This is a genomic window from Spirulina subsalsa CS-330, from assembly GCF_028330765.1.
Classification (GTDB): Bacteria; Cyanobacteriota; Cyanobacteriia; order Cyanobacteriales; family Spirulinaceae; genus Spirulina; species Spirulina subsalsa_A.
This window is the reverse complement of the sequence record NZ_JAQMTY010000229.1, coordinates 29,871-45,839: the sequence shown is the minus strand read 5'-3', so window position 1 is coordinate 45,839 and position 15,969 is coordinate 29,871. Positions and strand designations below refer to the sequence as shown.

Sequence of the window (15,969 nt, the reverse complement as noted above, 5' to 3'; positions counted from 1 at the left end):
TTAAAGGACTCGCTGTCGCTCGATTTGTTTGTTGGTGCAAATTCATCTCGCCACTAAAAGGCACGTCCGCCGTTACCTTCGGTAACTCTACTCGGACTCGCTTTATAGTGGGAGTCTTCTTTGCACATTTTAAGATAAACACAAGGGACAAAGATCCCCCTCAATCCCCCTTAAAAAGGGGGAGGTAAGGTACAAAGATCCCCCTCAATCCCCCTTAAAAAGGGGGAGGTGGCGTTCTCATCGTTTCGCAATTCGCTATATCTCTCTTGATTTGAACCCCTATCCTCGCAACAATCAGCCCTGAATGCGACAAGATGCACCAATCCCCCGACTATTCAGCATCACTCTCGCTCTCTAGATTCAGCATGGCAATCATCGTTTCAAATTCAAAGCCGTCAAGCCATTGCAAGATAGCAGTGCCCAACTCCTCGCAGGGGGGGGGGAGTTGTTGCACCAGTTGATGGATTTCCTCACCATCGGCTTCATACACCGCTTGCTTAAGCTGCACCTGCCAAGCCGGTGACATCGATTGAAATTGATTGAGGATGGGGTTTTGGGTGGGATCGTCTGAGGGGAATGAACGCCCTAAATGGGGCGACGTGGTGGGGATTTCTTCATCTGCGTAGGTGTAGATTACGCCGAGATGGCGGGCCATGGTTTCAAAAATGATTGACTCTGTATAGGGCTTGCGCACCAGGCCATTACACCCCATCTCTAACACTTGGGCTTCGTCGGCCACAAAGGCGCTGGCGGTCAAGACCACAATGGGCACGGGGTGGTTCACCCCTTGGGTTCGTTCTTGCTGGCGGATGGCTTGGGTGGCCCCTAAGCCGTCCAAGATCGGCATTTGTAAATCCATCCAAATGAAATCGGGTTGGATGGTTTGCCAGGCTGCGATCGCTTCTTCCCCCTGGGTCACCGCCGTCACCGTAAATCCCACCGTCGCCAACAGCGTCATTAACAAATCTCGATTTGTTTTGCGATCTTCCACCACTAAGATGTGATAGTCAGGCTGATCTGGGGCCAGGCCAACCACCACGAGCGGTGTTTGAGCCAGGCTCGTACTTTCGCGGACTAACTTCAGCGGAATCGTGAACTGAAAGAGTGTGCCCTGTCCGACGGTACTCTGCACCGCAATCATGCCCCCCATTAACTGGACAAACTGTTGGCTAATCGTCAAGCCCAGCCCCGTACCTTCTTGATTATCCGTGCGCTTCAGACTTTGCACAAAGGGGTCAAACAGGTTATCCATCTCCGTCTCGTTAATGCCACACCCGGTATCTTGAATCTGAAATTGCACCAGAATCCGCCCCTGGTCTGGGGCCAAGAGCGTCTTGACAGCTAAACAGATCCAGCCTTGGGCGGTGAATTTAATCGCATTGCCGAGGAGGTTGATCAACACCTGGCGCAGCTTTTGTTCATCAGCTTCCACTTGTACCGGCAATTCTGGATCAAGTTCGAGGCGAAATTCTAACCCCTTTGAGGTGGCTTTCATGGCTAGCATGGCACGCACACTGTTGAGGAGACGGGGCAAGTGAAAGGGTTGTTCATTGAGAGTGGTGCGCCCGGCCTCAATTTTGGCGAGATCGAGGATTTCGTTGATCACATCAAGGAGGTGTTTGCCGCTTTGGTTGATGGTGTTGAGGTAGTCTTTTTGATCGGCGTTGAGGTTGGGGTCGCGGTTCATCAATTGGCTAAACCCCAAAATGGCATTGAGGGGGGTGCGCAATTCGTGGCTCATTTTGGCGAGAAACTGACTTTTGGCCAGGTTGGCTTCTTCGCTGCGGGTGGCTTCGCGGATGGCGGTTTCTTTGGCGGCGGTGAGTTCGGCTTCGGTGCGTTTTTGGAGGGTGATGTCGCGAATGATGGCGATCGCTTGATGATGGCTTAACTGCACGAGCCGCACTTCATAAAAATAGGTTTCCCCCTCTAAGATCAGAGAATGGCTAAAACTCAGCATCGGCTGCTTAAGACTCAGTTGCTGGAGCGCCGTGCGAAATTGTTCGGCAACCTCCGTCGGTAAAAAGCTGTAGAGGGGTTTCCCAATCGGATCAAGCAAGGGCACGTACACATCGTGCATGCTGCCGGGTTTGTAGTCCCGGATGATGCTGTCTTGGTCAAGCTGAAAAAATAGATCCGGAATCGCCTTCCGCATTTGGGCATTGGCTTCGAGCAAGGCTTGGGTGTTTGTGGCTTGATCCTGCACTAGGGTTTGGCGATCGCGCTCAGCCGCTTCGTACGCTTCGTAGGTCTCACTCACCGCCACCAAAAACCGTCGCCATTCCGGAGGTAACGCCTCCAAGGAACCCAGATACTGTTGAATTTGATCTTCGAGCAAGCGATGCATAGGAATTACAAACAACCAGTAAACGCAGAGCAACAACACAAACTGCAAAAACTCACCAACCGTGTTTGAAACGATGAGGGCCAGAAAAACCCGAATGTCGATGCCTCTGTATCCATAATCCCCTTGATGTTGAGGATGATTCAGAGTCTTTCACCTGGTTGACTGACAAAATTAGCCAGATCCCGGAAAGCCCTCACCCTAGCCCTCTCCCTAGGGGAGAGGGAATTGGAAAAATGGATCGGCTTCCCTCACCCTCTGGGAGAGGGAACTAGAAAAATGGATCGGCTCCCCTCGCCCTCTGGGAGAGGGGTTGGGGGTGAGGGCGATCAAGTCAGTCAACCAAGTCTTTCACTCATCCCTTCCATGTAATGGGTTTAATGCGATCATCATAATCTTGATCGTGTGGATGCTAATGTGCTCTATCTTAATGCGATCAGCAGCCTCCCATGACTATCGGCTACTGCTTATCCACAACGTTCTCAGGGTAACCTCACCTGCGTTTAATTCCCCTCTCCGTCGGGGCAGCGAGCTAGAAGCTCGCACTCCAGAGGATTTACCATCATGGGAGTGTGAGCCTCTGGCTCACGTATTCCCGCTCCAGACTTGTAACGTAGGTTATGTCTCAGCCGTAGCATCATGGTCGGGGAGGATGTCAATCTGAATTAAAGACTGCTGCACATTCCGGCTGGGGTCTGACGACACAAAAAAGACAGACGGTATTAATTACCATCTGTCTTTTTTGTTGAGGGTCATCGAGACTTGACACGATCGCCAGGAAGGGGAACCGAAAATTCCCCTTTGTCATCCCCGTTACATTGCCTGTGCCTGTCGTTGGATCTCTTGGTTGACGTAGCTTTGCCAGTAGCGCGAAAGTTCCTCCGCTTGGCGTTGGGCCGAATCACAGAGTTGGTACATCCGACGTGGGCGACCCCGGCCGGTGACTTTTTTCCAGTAGCCAACGATGCTCTTTTCCCGTTCGAGGAACTTCAATGCACCGTACAAGACCGTATCTGAAAGCCGGTAGGTCGGATAGTCACGTTCGAGCAACTCGATCAACTCTGTACCGTAGGATTCATTGTTGAGCAACACCGAGAGAACGTAGCAGACCGCCAGTTCTCGGTTGAGATAATGCGGCGGAGGGTTGTTGAAAAAGGTGTAAATATCTTCAAAGTTCATAGATTTCACCATCGAAATTCCCAGTTAACTCATTCACAATCACCGTGGATACACCCTGACTGTGGTTTAGTCATCCTTATTGTCTGCGTTTTGGGTAGTGCATCCGTCCTGAGTATGAGTCGATCGCACAAGGAGGCTAAATCCATTGAGGGTTGATGCGCTTCAGGGTAGCGATCATCATGAGTGGAGCGATCGTGACGAGCAACGTTAGACAGTAACAGCCATGAAACGGCATGATCTGCCACGCTCATGAGGGTTGAACCCTAGCCTTAACTCAACGTTATCCTTGACCTAGATTGAATTCAGGGGATGGGATGGCTTGTGGTTAAGACTATTTTCCTACTTTCCTACAGTAGCAAAATTTAGTTCTGTGGAGAAAAACGACTCTACCGAGCCATAAGCCCTGAAGTATCGCCAATCTCCGCCCTTCTCAATGGAATTTTCAGCATGGGCTGATCCGTCTTTCAGGGGTTTTTCCTTGGATCAGGAAAATTAAGGATTTTTCGATCGGAGGGGTTTGATCGGGGCGCGATCGCACTCCCATCGCCTCGCTTCTAGTGATCGTGACGCTCGAAGATCACGGAAAGATTATTGGCGGGCATGGCGATCGCCTCCCGCCGGTGCAGACCTTCCCCATGGGCGATCGCTTCCACCTCTTCGAGGGAACGAATCCCCCAATCGGGATTAGCAGCCCGGAGGGATTGATCAAAGGCGAGATTACTGGGGGCGGCGGCTTGTCCCCCTTGGAAAAACGGCCCGTACAGATACAAAATCCCCCCCGGTGGCAAGATACGCCCCGCTCCGGCCAGGAGTCCGAGGGTGGCGGCCCAGGGCGCGATGTGAATCATGTTGATCGCCACGATCGCACCAATCGGATCACGCTCTAACGCTGCCCTCGTCAGTCCTGGGGGCAGCAGGCCGGTTTCAATCGACCAGGGGCGATCGCACACATCCAACGGAATCGGGGCGGTGAGATTCGCAGCCGGGCAAGCCTGTTGCCAAGCCAAAATACTCGATCGCAGTTCCGGATTCGGTTCACTGCTCAACCACCGCCGGGGCGCGAGGGCGGGCGCGAAATACACCCCATGCTCGCCCGTGCCGCTGGCAATCTCTAACACCGTGCCCTGGGTTGGTAACACCTGTTGAAGCACCTGCAAAATGGGATCGCGGTTGCGCTCTGTGGCGGGGGCATATTGACGGCGATCCAAACTAATATCCATGGGGTGATTACTCTAACTGGGGGCTTGATCGTTAGTATCGCATTCTGTTCATCGCTGTGAATAGCCAGCGATCGCAGCCTGTCGCCCTGAAATTGTGCTTGCTGTAACAATCCATAACACAATCCCAAGCCGGTTCACCTCTTCCCTACAATGGAAGTATTCTTCTGAGGCGATCAACAAACCATGACAAAAACTGTGGCGGAGTTTATGACTCCCACGCCCATTACGGTGACTCCACAAACCTCACTACGGGAGGCGATTCAGCTTTTGGCGGAAAAACAGATCAGCGGTCTGCCGGTGGTGGATGATGCTGGGATGTTAGTGGGGGTGCTGTCGGACGCGGATTTGATGTGGCAAGAAACGGGTGCTGATCCGCCGCCTTACATTATGTTTCTCGACAGTGTGATTTTTTTGCAAAATCCGGCCCGCTATGAACAGGAATTACACAAATCCCTAGGGCAAACCGTGGGCGAAGTGATGACGAAAAAACCGATCACCGCTCAACCGGATCAAAGCCTTCGGGATGCGGCTCGGATCATGCATGAAAAGCATGTGCGCCGTCTGCCGGTGGTGGATGCCAACGGTCAGATCGTGGGGATTCTTTCCCATGGTGATATTATTCGAGCGATGGCAGCGAGTTAATCGCGATCGCTGTCTACGTCCATCATTGCTACCCTAGATTCTTTAATTTATGACTATTACCCGTGAATCCGTGCAGGCGTTGTTACGTTCAGAGGAGTACAGCGATCGCATTCGTGGCTTAAATCATCTGCGTCAACTGGATCAGACCACTGGGTTTGAACTGATTCAACCCCTGATTACGGATTCTCAAGCGCGGGTGCGCTATGCAGCGGTGAGTCAATTGGATCATTTAGGGACGGTTGACCCTGCTGCGGCCTTGGTGCTGTTGCGCGATCGCCTCCAGCACGATTCTGAAGCCGATGTCCAAGCCGCAGCGGCAGATGCGATCGCCGCCCTCAAACTCACCGACGGCTTTGAAGACCTCAAACAGGCCTACGAAACCACCACCGAATGGCTCTTACAGTTCAGCATCGTCGCCGCCCTCGGTGAAATGGGCGATCCCCGTGGCTTTGATCTCCTCGTCGATGCCCTCAAATCCGATCAATCCCTGCTCTACACCGCCGCCATCAGCGCCTTTGGTGAATTAGGCGATCGCCGTGCCGTCCCGCTCTTACTTCCCTTCCAAAACGATGACGACTGGCAAGTGCGTTACCGCATTGCCCAATCCTTAAACCGTCTCGGCGGCGACGAAGCCAAAACCGCCCTCGCCACCCTCGCCCAAGATTCCGTAGAAGTCGTTGCCAATGAAGCCCAGCGAGGCATCGCCGCCGATTAAAAAAGCAAGGGGCTAAAGCCACCTTGCCGATCACCGAGAGGCCAAGGCGGTTTTAGCCCCTTGCCTCTCGTGATTAACGCGCTTTATTCTTCCACCAACCACGCTTTACTGTGGGATTCCCAGGCGACAAGTTCAGCCTCGCTAAACCACAGGGCGATTTCCCGTTGTGCCGTTTCGATCGCGTCGGAACCGTGGATCAGGTTGCGCCCGACTTGAATGCCGTAGTCGCCGCGAATCGTGCCGGGTTCGGACATCAGGGGATTGGTTGCCCCGATTAATTTTCGCGCCGATGCCACCACGCCATCGCCTTCCCACACCATCGCCACCACCGGGCTAGAGGTGATGAAGTCCACTAAGCCTTGGAAAAACGGGCGTTCTTTGTGAACGTCGTAATGTTGTTCGGCGAGTTCACGGGATACCGCCATAAATTTCAGGCCCACGAGGGTAAACCCTTTGGTTTCAAAACGTTTGATGATGTCACCCACTAAGCCCCGTTGCACGCCATCGGGTTTAATCATCAGAAAAGTCCGTTCCATTGCACTCCCTCCTACAAAGAGATCAATTCAAAGTCATTAACGAGTCCACAAGACAGAGTAGCGGAGAAGGGGTCATCGGGAAACTAGCCACGTTTACGAGCGAGGGTTAAACCGTCGGCAATGGGCACGAGACTGAGGGAAATGCGATCGTCTTGGTGCAGTTGGGTGTTGAATTCGCGGATGGCGATCGTGCGGTGATCCTGTACTGCTGGATCGGCTACCCGCCCCGACCACAGAACGTTATCAATAGCCATCAATCCCCCAGGGCGTAGCAGGGCGAGGGATTTTTCGTAGTAGTGGGGATAGTTGCGCTTGTCGGCATCGATGAAGGCAAAATCGAAGGTGTTGCCTTGGCCGGTGGCGAGGAGATGATCGAGGGTGTCGAGGGCGGGGGCGATGTGGAGTTGGATTTTATCTGCAACGCCTGCCTGTTGCCAGTGACGACGGGCGATCGCAGTGACCTCCCCATCCAGATCACAGGCCACAACACAGCCATCCTCCGGCAGCGCGAGGGCGATCGCTAAGGCACTGTAGCCCGTAAACACCCCAACTTCCAGGGTTTTCCGCGCCCCAATTAATTCCACCAGAAGCGCCATAAATTGCCCCTGTTCCGGTGCAATCTGCATCCGAGCCATCGGGTGATGGGCGGTCTCGGCGCGAAGCTTGGCCAGGCTATCGGGTTCGCGGAGGGAGACTCGTTGTAAGTATTGATACAGTTGGGCATCTAAGCCCAGGGTTTTATTACTCATCAGGGCAGTGAGCGAGAAGATCTGCCAAGAACTTCAGTTCTTGGCTCATAGCGAAAGTGGGCTTATGGAGGTTAACTCTTTAATCCGGTAATTGAAAAAGGCTCTAAAACTCTAGCGAGCAAGATGCTCGCATTACGGAATTACCAGATTATTTCCTTAAGTTTCATTAGCCCACTCTGGAACCCGTTTTAACGGGTTTTCGTTCTGAGGCGGGGATTTCAATCCCCGCCTGGGGGGAACCGCTGGGGGGTTAGCGAAGACCCAGCCAAGCGAGGAGACCTTGGCCGCTGAGGGCTTCGATCAGGAGGGTCAAGACAAAGCCGATCATGGCGGCGCGGCCATTGAGGCGTTCGGAATAGTCGTTGAAGCCGAATTTGGGTTCGGTGAGTTGGGGGGTGATCGAGGGTTGAGGTGCGTCCATCGTTGGTTTTGTAAACTTTTGTTAACTTTATGGCCTATTCTACCCTGTCTTTGGGGGCCTGGCTAGGCGTTGGGGGGTGGGCGAGAATGGCGGCGATGATTTTGCTGTTGGCTTTGGGAAAGGGGTATTGATCGAGATCAGCGATCGCCACCCAGCGCACTTCTTGGGATTCGAGGGGTTGCGGCTCACCGCTGAGATGGCGGCAATAGTGGACGTTGAGGGTGACGCGAAAATGACTATAGGCATGGTCAAGGGTGATCAGATGTTCCCCGACTTCGATTTCGATGGCCAGTTCTTCACGAATTTCCCGCTCGATACAGGCTGGAATGGTTTCACCGGCTTCGAGTTTGCCGCCGGGAAATTCCCACAGGCCGCCGAGGAGACCGCTTTCGTTGCGCCGATCGATCAGGATTTCGCCCTGGGGATTATGGATGACGGCTACACCGATATTTTTATGGGGGAGGGGGGCTGAGGTTTCGCGCATGGGGAGTTGATCTTGGAGGGTATGGGTGAAGGCTTGACAGGGCGATCGCCAGGGACACAGCAGGCAGGCCGGTTGTTTGGGAGTGCAAAGGGTCGCGCCGAGATCCATAATCGCTTGATTAAAATCGCGGCTGTGGTGGGGATCGATCAAGCGTTCAGATAGCGTCCACAGGGGGGCGATCGCTCGCGCCGGTGGCAGGGGCAAGGCCGTCAACCGCGCTAAGACCCGTTTCACATTACCATCGAGAATCGCCAACGGTTGATTTGCCACAGCACTGAGGATGCCGCCCGCTGTGGTGCGACCAATCCCCGGTAACTTTAGCACTTCTGACAGTTGCAGCGGCAACTGGCCGCCGTGGTGCTGCACAATCTGCTGGGCCGCCTTGTGGAGGTTGCGACAGCGGGCATAATAGCCCAAGCCTTCCCAACATTTCAACACCTGTTGTTGATCCGCAGCGGCGAGGGCGGCGATCGTGGGGAACCGCTCTAACCAGCGTTGATAATAGGGGATCACCGTTTTCACCTGCGTCTGTTGCAGCATGATTTCGGAGATCCAAATCTTGTAGGGGTCAGTTTCACCCCGCCAGGGCAGGGTGCGCCCGTTGTGGTGATACCAGGTGAGGAGCGATCGCCGCAACTGAGGGTAGGGGAGGCGATCGCAAACCGCCTGCCAGCGAGCCAAATCTGCGCCCGTCTTAGCGGTCTGAGTCGTCCGTTTCACTGTGAATCCCCTGGAGGGACGATTCAAAGGTCATCCGTTGTTCCGCGTTGCGGAGAAAATAACCGCTCATGATCGCCGATGCCAGCAGGCGGCCGAGGTGTTCACGGCTGGTGCTGATCGTCACATCGAAATGATCTGAGGGTAACGTCCCCAACAGGCCCACAATATTCCGCTCCATCACGCCGAACACCTCCGAAGATTGGGGCTTGGAAAGTTGGGCGATCATTTCCGGACTGAGACTTTGGACGTAGTGCCAGAGCTTATTGGCAGCATCTGTTTCAACGGAAAAGTCTTGACCCGGATTGAGATTATGATTCACAAGAATCCTCCTAGGACAATAGCAACAAGGGTAGGGGCGGGGGTGGAACAGCGATCGCAGCAATCAGACTCAATTTGTCCCTACCCCCACTCTACTGCACATTTTTCCAACCCTGGCGCAAACTAACTCGCCAGGTACTCCTGCACATGCACCTTACGCTGGCGCAGCTTCTTCAACGATTCCCGCTCCAACTGGCGGACACGCTCCCGGCTGATGCCCAAGCGGGCCCCGATTTTCGCCAGGGTCAAGGGCTGCCCATCGGTCAAGCCATAGCGCAGGGTTAACACCTCCTGCTGCTGGGGGGTCAGATCCGCCATCAGTTTTTGTAAATCCCCTTGCAGAGAGGATTGGGTGGCGAAATCTTCCGGCGACGGCCCCGTGTCTTCAAGGAGTTCCCCCAGTTCGGTATCTTGGTTATCGCCGACGCGCAGATCCAGAGACAGGGGATGGCGGGCTTTTTCCAGGTAGTCCCGCACCTGCTTGGGGGACAGATCCAATTCTTCGCCGAGTTCCGCCACGGTGGCGGCGCGTCCCAGTTGTTGGGAGAGTTGGCGCTGGGCTTTTTTGATTTTGTTGAGTTTTTCGGTGATGTGGATCGGGAGGCGGATCGTGCGGCTTTTTTCCGCGATCGCCCGCGTAATCGCCTGACGAATCCACCAGTACGCATAGGTAGAAAAGCGATAGCCCTTGGTGGGGTCAAACTTCTCAACCCCCCGCTGCATCCCGATCGTGCCTTCTTGGATCAAGTCCAGCAGGTCAAGATTGCGCTTGATGTATTTTTTCGCCACGGACACCACCAGGCGCAGATTGGCTTCCACCATTTTGCGCTTGGCCGCATCGCCGGACTCCAGGGTACGCTGCAATTCGGATTCCGACAGTTGCGCCTGGGCGGCCCACTCGGTCAGGGTCAGGGGCGTTTCCTGCTCGGCCTCACAAGCATCTTTGAGTTGATAGAGCGCGATCGCTTTTTGCACCCGTTTCGCGAGCAAAATTTCCTCTTCATGGGTGAGCAAGGGAACACGCCCAATTTCACGCAGGTAGGTACGGACAGGATCAGTGGGGTTGTGAGCAGTTTTCATCAGCTTGACTTTGCAGGATTATCGACAATAGGAGGATGATGTACCTTGGGGCAAGGCAACTCAACAGGGACATTTAACAGAAAGTGGAAACCCTCACCGAATGCAGAATGGGTGAGATGTGAGGAGAGGGGGAACAGTCGGTGTGAATAGTAGCGATTGGGTCAGCACAGTCAGATGATGTGGTGACAAATGATGGGGTGCAGATTTCAGTACGACGCTGGAATCTAACGATCAACAAGATCCAATCTAAGGAAAAAACAAACGCCGAACTGTGACGAAGGACTCATTTCACAGCGGCTTGCTTCTGTTAAGCATTGTAACATTTATGATAAATCGCGTCTAGAGGGAATTTTAGCGAATCAGACTGCGATATTACAAAAATAATACATCGTGTATTATTTTGCGTCAAGGCAAACTCCCACCTTCACCCCAAGCAGGACATTGATTCTGGGAGAATACTTTATACTCTGAGGATTCTGTCCCTCAAAGTCGTGACGGGGTGCAGCCCATCGGGTTCACTCTCCCCAACGGCGCAACCCATCACCCCTCCTGAGCCTGAACCCTCTCCACGCCCTGTTTTTCGGAGTCCTATGACCATCGCCCGTACCATTTGCCTTGGCTTTCTTACTGTTATTGCCGTGGGAACGGTGCTGTTGATGTTGCCCATTTCCACCGTTGAGGGTCAGTGGAATTCACCCCTTGTTGCCCTGTTTACCTCCACTTCGGCGGTCTGTGTGACGGGGTTGGCGGTGGTGGATACGGGAACCCATTTTTCCTTTTGGGGGCAGGTGTTTCTGTTGTTACTGATTCAGGTGGGGGGGTTGGGATACATGACCACTACGACGTTTCTAGTCTTGGTGCTGCGGCGTAAATTTGACCTCCGGCAAAAATTCGCCATTCAAGAATCCTTTGATCGTCCCTTTGTGCAGGGCAGTCGCAGCTTGATGCGATCGATTGTGGCGACGACGCTGATGTTTGAGTTGGGGGGGATTATTTTGATGTTGCGTCCCTTTGCGGATGATTACGGCCAAGGGCGGGGGCTTTGGCTGGCGATTTTCCACAGCATCAGCGCCTGGAATAATGCGGGGTTTAGTTTGTTTAGCGACAGTTTGACGGCCTATCGCGGCGTGTGGGCCGTGAATGTGGCGGTTTCGATCTTGATTATTTTTGGGGGGATTGGCTATCAGGTGATTATTGAGGGCTACGGGTGGCTGACGAGTTTGCGATCGCAACGCACCGCCCGCCTCTCCCTCAACTTCAAGGTCGTCACCAGTACCACCTTGATCCTCTTAATCCTCGGCACGATCGCCTACCTGATCACCGAAATCCACAACCCCAACACCCTCGCCGGCTTGAGTTGGTCGGAAACCTTCCTCGGTGCAGCCTTTCAATCCGTCACCACCCGCACCGCCGGCTTTAACAGTATTGATTTTGGGCAAATGGGGGATGCCGCCTTGCTGATTACCATCGGCTTTATGGTGATTGGGGCGAGTCCCAGCGGCACGGGGGGCGGCATCAAAACCACAACACTGCGAATTTTGCTCAACTGCACCCGCTCCACCCTCCGAGGCAGCGAGCAGGTGGTGATGTATGGGCGCACCTTGCCCCCATCGCTGATTTTAAAAGCGATCGCGGTCTTGATGGGGTCAGGAATTGCGATCGCGATCGCCACCACCGCCCTCGCCCTGATTGAGTCCGGAAAATTCGTGTTTATTGACCTTTTATTTGAATGCGTATCCGCCTTTGCCACCGTCGGACTGTCCACCGGCATCACCGCTCAATTATCAGCCATTAGTCAATTGATCATCATCTTGATCATGTATACGGGACGGGTGGGAATTCTCGTCTTTATCGCTGCCATTGTCGGCGAACATCCCCCCAGCCAATTGAAATATCCCGAAGAAAACCTACTCGTGGGCTAGTCCCAACAATCGCCATTGAACAGTCTTCATTGATCCCCTCAAACATCATCAGCTTCCTAGCCTGAGTGACCCAGATCAGACGACAGTAGCCCATAGGTCATCCTGAACGGCAATATCCCCGATCAAAGGCGGTGCTAATGGTCAACAGTCGCCACCGATGCCAAGGTCGGAAACCGCTGAAATGAGTACCCCATACCCCGTTCCGTAATAATGTAGTCCGGCTGTTTCGGGTCAAGTTCGATCTTGCTGCGGAGCCGGGAAATATGCACATCCACCAAGCGTAGATCCCCTGATTGGTGGGGAGTATAGCCCCAGATTGCCTCTAGAACCGCAGCCCGCGACAATGGTTCACCGGCTTGATTGACGAGAAGTTGGAGGATATTAAATTCAATTTCGGTCAGGCGCACTAGTTCATCCCCTAAGTACACCCGCCGCCGATTACTATCAATTGAAAGGTGACCCGCTTTAATCACACCGCTGTCATAATCGACCTTAAAATCCCCACGCTTCAGGCGGCGAAAAATTGTGCTAATCCGGGCTTCTAATTCTTTGGGTGAAAAGGGTTTTACTAGGTAATCATCAGCCCCCAATTGTAAGCCAGTAATGCGATCGGCGACATCGGATAAAGCCGTCAACATAATAATAGGAACATCGGAATCTTCGCGGATTGTTTGACAGATTTGATAGCCATCTTTTTTCGGAAGCATGACATCCAAAATGACCAAATCAGGGGTTTCTGCCGTGAATAGCTTGATTGCTTCGTCTCCGTCTGCAGCGGTGATGACTTCGTAGCCTGCCATAGTCAAGCGTGTCTGCAAAATGCGACGCACAGCAGGTTCATCATCTACCACTAAGAGTTTTCCCTTGTGGTTTTCCACGTTGTTTTAAACCTAGATTAACTAAGGATTTTGTATCATCTGAACAGTCTTGATCATAACATGAGCGTTTCTACTCAGGCAAATATACTTAGAATTGCTGAATCACGGGCTGGATTATGGCAAATCGAGGGAATTATGGTGTGAAATGGTGGGGTTAATTTAGTTTCAATTGTTGGGTTCGGTGCGTCTGAATGGTGAGGAGTGCGATCGCAACGATAGTTACAATTCGTTACGATTCGACGCCAATCGACGATGAAGCGATCGCCCCCTCCCCCCCATCCCCAACCCCGCTATACTGCTAGGGGCGTTCTTTTCCGGCAGTGATGGTGTTTGGTTTTTTGAATTTGAATAAAGACCCCGGCTGGACTTCCCATGATTGCGTGGCGAAGGTGCGGCGCATTGTGGGACAAAAGCGGGTGGGCCATGGGGGAACCCTTGACCCGGCAGCGGTGGGCGTGTTACCGATCGCCCTCGGCACCGCGACGCGCCTCTTGCAATATTTACCGACGGGCAAGAGCTATCGCGCCCGAATTCGGTTCGGCGTGACCACCACCACGGACGATCTCGAAGGGGAGCGGTTGACCACAGCCCCCGCCCCACAGGTGACATTACCCGCCATTGCCGCGCAGTTGCCCGCGTTCCTGGGTCGAGTCGAGCAGATTCCGCCCGCCTTTAGTGCGATTCAGCGGGATGGAAAACGGCTGTATGAGTTGGCGCGGGCGGGGGAAGTGGTGGATGTGCCGGCGCGGTGGGTGGAGATTGAGCGGATTAGCGCGATCGCCTTCTATCCGGGGGACTTTCCCGAAGTGGAGGTGGATGTTGATTGCGGGGCGGGAACCTATATCCGGTCGATAGCGCGGGATTTGGGGGCGGCGTTGGGGGTGGGGGGAACCTTGGCACATCTGACCCGTACCCGCAGTTGTGGGTTAACGCTGGATCAGGCCATCGACTTAGAGACCCTCGCGGCCCAGGTCAACGCGGGAACCTTCAGCGCGATCGCCCCCCCCGCCCTCCTCGATCTCCCCATTGTCACCCCTGAACCCGACACCGCCCGCCGTTGGTGTCAGGGCCAAACCGTGACCATGGCCACCTCTGAAGCGCCCGATGCGATCGTGCAAGTGCATCACCCTGACGGCTCATTCTTAGGCATCGGCCAGATCAATGGGGCCGGCGAGCTACTCCCCAAAACCGTCTTGGCTCCACAGGCTTGACGCTAAAAAACAGGCTGATATCCGGGATTTTGCCCTCCAGGCAGCAAGCGAGACGCTCGCTCTCCACAGGATCACTCCAACCATGGGACTAGTACAGAGTCAAGACTTAATATTCGGATTGTATTGAATGTCCAACACTCAACGTGACGGTGCGTTACGCTTCGCTAACAGCACCCTACCAACATCCTAATTCTTTGCATTGACGCGGCACTAGGAGCCTCTGGCTCACTAACGGAACTGAAACCACAAAAAAGAGTTTCGGTTGCTCAGGCCGAAACTCTGAATGTTACTGAACGTTAAGTTGGAAGAAGAAAGAGGACAAACAGATAACTACAACACCCCGCGTAGATTGCGGTTTAACCCTAAGCCCATCCGCCCGGTGAATGGATGTGCTGTATCCATGGGGCTAAGGATAGGGCTGTTTTGGAATTCAACAGTGCGAACGGTGTAGCGACGGGCTGCACAGGTAGGACGAGACGGGTTGAATTTCATAGGGTTGCTCTCCGATTGCTCATATCTGTATCTTCACGGATTGACAGACGAATGCAATTGATCAGCGTCGGTAATTGGGATGATGTTGCTCACGGGGGCAGCACGATCGCATCTCCATTTCCCCGTGACACCTCTCAGTGATTAGGGGTGACACCCATCACACCCGATCGCGCAATGCCAAGAGTTGCGATCGCACCGAGGGGGGATTGTAGCCGAGGGCGAAGGCTTTACCACTGTCGAGGGTGAGATCCGCAGCACGGGGGGCGGCCATCGTCACATCAGCTTGGCGGCAGGGGGCGAGGCGAGCATGGGGAATCTCGAAAATTGCCGCGAGGAGTTGGCCGATGTCGTAGCGGGAGAGGCGATCGCGCCCCCCCAGGTGAACGAGTTCCCCCGGTTGATCGAGGAGGCGAAACAGACCCTGGGCGGCGGTGGTGGCGCTAACGGGCATCCGAATTTCGTCGGTGAAGAGGCGCAAGGGTTCGCCGCTGCGAAGTTGGCGTAAAAAGGGTTGCAGGAAACTTTCAGATTGAGGAGACGGCACGCCAAACATCACGGGCATCCGGGCAATGGTGGCGGCGGGGTAGCGATCGCGAATCTGCTGCTCGGCCAAAACTTTATGCTCGCCGTAGCGGTTGATCGGGCAGACGGGGGAGGTTTCGTCGTAGGGGGGATGGTGGCCGTCAAAGACGAGTTCGCTAGAGGTGAACAGCAGCGGAATCTGACGGGCGGCGCAGAGTTCGGCGATCCGGGTGGTGGCGGTGACATTGACGGCGTAGGAGCGTTCGGGCTGGGTTTGGCACTGGTTGGGGCGGGAGAGGGCGGCGAGGTGCAGCACCCCATCGGGGCGGATGTGGTCAAAGTAGGCCGTGAGGGCGGCGTGATCGGTGAGGTCGAGGGGGGCGATCGCGACGTTGGGATGTTGAATGCCGGGGCGGTGGGTGGTTCCGTAGAGTTCCCAATCGGGAGGGGCGATCGCCGCCACGTTCCACCCTAAAAACCCACCAATCCCCGTAATCCACAGTCGTTTCGCCATGTGTAGCCCCGGATAACAACGG

Annotated in this window: 16 protein-coding genes; 4 read left to right on the top strand and 12 right to left on the bottom strand. The window is 54.3% G+C overall.

The genetic code is table 11. The annotated features are described in order from the left end of the window. Positions 1-331 precede the first annotated feature (331 nt). The 3 genes from PN477_RS15950 to PN477_RS15940 form a co-directional block, all read right to left on the bottom strand. Entirely contained in the window at positions 332-2,347 is a 2,016-nt protein-coding gene (locus PN477_RS15950) for a PAS domain-containing sensor histidine kinase (RefSeq protein WP_272118413.1), read from the bottom strand. 810 nt (positions 2,348-3,157) lie between these two features. Then, positions 3,158-3,523, bottom strand: coding sequence for a PadR family transcriptional regulator (locus tag PN477_RS15945; protein WP_272118412.1), 366 nt, complete (start codon positions 3,521-3,523; stop codon positions 3,158-3,160). A 554-nt stretch (positions 3,524-4,077) separates the two neighbouring features. After that, positions 4,078-4,743, bottom strand: coding sequence for a DUF938 domain-containing protein (locus PN477_RS15940; RefSeq protein WP_272118410.1), 666 nt, complete (start codon positions 4,741-4,743; stop codon positions 4,078-4,080). A 183-nt stretch (positions 4,744-4,926) separates the two neighbouring features. On the opposite strand from PN477_RS15940, the gene PN477_RS15935 reads away from it, so the two are divergent. Continuing rightward, a complete protein-coding gene (locus PN477_RS15935; RefSeq protein WP_272118409.1) occupies positions 4,927-5,385 on the top strand; it encodes a CBS domain-containing protein in 459 nt (152 codons plus the stop codon). A gap of 49 nt (positions 5,386-5,434) precedes the next feature. Continuing rightward, positions 5,435-6,100 (top strand): phycobilisome degradation protein NblB, encoded by a 666-nt coding sequence (nblB, locus tag PN477_RS15930; RefSeq protein ID WP_272118408.1) that lies wholly within the window; start codon positions 5,435-5,437, stop codon positions 6,098-6,100. A gap of 83 nt (positions 6,101-6,183) precedes the next feature. Here the strand turns inward: nblB and ndk are convergent, their stop codons facing one another. From ndk to PN477_RS15900, 6 genes are all read right to left on the bottom strand, one after another. Beyond that, entirely contained in the window at positions 6,184-6,636 is a 453-nt protein-coding gene (ndk, locus tag PN477_RS15925; RefSeq protein ID WP_272118407.1) for a nucleoside-diphosphate kinase, read from the bottom strand. 83 nt (positions 6,637-6,719) lie between these two features. Further along, on the bottom strand, positions 6,720-7,385 hold the full coding sequence (locus tag PN477_RS15920) for a class I SAM-dependent methyltransferase (RefSeq protein WP_272118406.1): 666 nt from the start codon (positions 7,383-7,385) through the stop codon (positions 6,720-6,722). Between the two features lie 250 nt (positions 7,386-7,635). After that, on the bottom strand, positions 7,636-7,806 hold the full coding sequence (locus tag PN477_RS15915) for a hypothetical protein (RefSeq protein WP_175551165.1): 171 nt from the start codon (positions 7,804-7,806) through the stop codon (positions 7,636-7,638). 34 nt (positions 7,807-7,840) lie between these two features. After that, positions 7,841-8,926 (bottom strand): A/G-specific adenine glycosylase, encoded by a 1,086-nt coding sequence (gene mutY / locus PN477_RS15910; RefSeq protein ID WP_417158838.1) that lies wholly within the window; start codon positions 8,924-8,926, stop codon positions 7,841-7,843. Positions 8,927-8,984: 58 nt separating this feature from the next. Then, the gene (locus tag PN477_RS15905) at positions 8,985-9,329 is read right to left on the bottom strand and encodes a DUF760 domain-containing protein (RefSeq protein WP_072621906.1); all 345 of its coding nucleotides are present in this window, start codon (positions 9,327-9,329) and stop codon (positions 8,985-8,987) included. A gap of 122 nt (positions 9,330-9,451) precedes the next feature. Next, positions 9,452-10,408 (bottom strand): RNA polymerase sigma factor, RpoD/SigA family, encoded by a 957-nt coding sequence (locus PN477_RS15900; protein WP_272118401.1) that lies wholly within the window; start codon positions 10,406-10,408, stop codon positions 9,452-9,454. A gap of 590 nt (positions 10,409-10,998) precedes the next feature. Here PN477_RS15900 and PN477_RS15895 point away from each other — a divergent pair. Then, a complete protein-coding gene (locus PN477_RS15895) occupies positions 10,999-12,330 on the top strand; it encodes a TrkH family potassium uptake protein (RefSeq protein ID WP_272118399.1) in 1,332 nt (443 codons plus the stop codon). A gap of 134 nt (positions 12,331-12,464) precedes the next feature. On the opposite strand, the gene rpaB is transcribed toward PN477_RS15895, so the two are convergent. After that, positions 12,465-13,208, bottom strand: a complete 744-nt coding sequence (gene rpaB / locus PN477_RS15890) for a response regulator transcription factor RpaB (protein ID WP_272118397.1) — start codon at positions 13,206-13,208, stop codon at positions 12,465-12,467. A 326-nt stretch (positions 13,209-13,534) separates the two neighbouring features. On the opposite strand from rpaB, the gene truB reads away from it, so the two are divergent. Next, complete coding sequence (gene truB, locus PN477_RS15885) at positions 13,535-14,419, top strand: tRNA pseudouridine(55) synthase TruB (RefSeq protein ID WP_417158837.1); 885 nt, start codon at positions 13,535-13,537, stop codon at positions 14,417-14,419. Positions 14,420-14,749: 330 nt separating this feature from the next. Here truB and PN477_RS15880 read toward each other — a convergent pair whose 3' ends face one another. Then, positions 14,750-14,911 carry a hypothetical protein gene (locus PN477_RS15880; protein ID WP_272147437.1) on the bottom strand — a complete coding sequence of 54 codons (162 nt, stop codon included), beginning with the start codon at positions 14,909-14,911 and terminating at the stop codon, positions 14,750-14,752. 157 nt (positions 14,912-15,068) lie between these two features. Beyond that, on the bottom strand, positions 15,069-15,947 hold the full coding sequence (locus PN477_RS15875; RefSeq protein ID WP_272118393.1) for an SDR family oxidoreductase: 879 nt from the start codon (positions 15,945-15,947) through the stop codon (positions 15,069-15,071). Positions 15,948-15,969: the final 22 nt, after the last annotated feature.

Excerpts from the sequence above, each read along its gene's own strand:
- PN477_RS15940 (WP_272118410.1), bottom strand. The coding sequence starts at position 4,743 with ATGGATATTAGTTTGGATCGCCGTCAATATGCCCCCGCCACAGAGCGC.
- PN477_RS15900 (WP_272118401.1), bottom strand. The coding sequence starts at position 10,408 with ATGAAAACTGCTCACAACCCCACTGATCCTGTCCGTACCTACCTGCGT.
- PN477_RS15880 (WP_272147437.1), bottom strand. The coding sequence starts at position 14,911 with ATGAAATTCAACCCGTCTCGTCCTACCTGTGCAGCCCGTCGCTACACC.
- PN477_RS15935 (WP_272118409.1), top strand. The coding sequence starts at position 4,927 with ATGACAAAAACTGTGGCGGAGTTTATGACTCCCACGCCCATTACGGTG.
- PN477_RS15950 (WP_272118413.1), bottom strand. The coding sequence starts at position 2,347 with ATGCATCGCTTGCTCGAAGATCAAATTCAACAGTATCTGGGTTCCTTG.
- PN477_RS15875 (WP_272118393.1), bottom strand. The coding sequence starts at position 15,947 with ATGGCGAAACGACTGTGGATTACGGGGATTGGTGGGTTTTTAGGGTGG.
- PN477_RS15920 (WP_272118406.1), bottom strand. The coding sequence starts at position 7,385 with ATGAGTAATAAAACCCTGGGCTTAGATGCCCAACTGTATCAATACTTA.
- PN477_RS15895 (WP_272118399.1), top strand. The coding sequence starts at position 10,999 with ATGACCATCGCCCGTACCATTTGCCTTGGCTTTCTTACTGTTATTGCC.
- ndk (WP_272118407.1), bottom strand. The coding sequence starts at position 6,636 with ATGGAACGGACTTTTCTGATGATTAAACCCGATGGCGTGCAACGGGGC.
- PN477_RS15945 (WP_272118412.1), bottom strand. The coding sequence starts at position 3,523 with ATGAACTTTGAAGATATTTACACCTTTTTCAACAACCCTCCGCCGCAT.
- PN477_RS15915 (WP_175551165.1), bottom strand. The coding sequence starts at position 7,806 with ATGGACGCACCTCAACCCTCGATCACCCCCCAACTCACCGAACCCAAA.
- nblB (WP_272118408.1), top strand. The coding sequence starts at position 5,435 with ATGACTATTACCCGTGAATCCGTGCAGGCGTTGTTACGTTCAGAGGAG.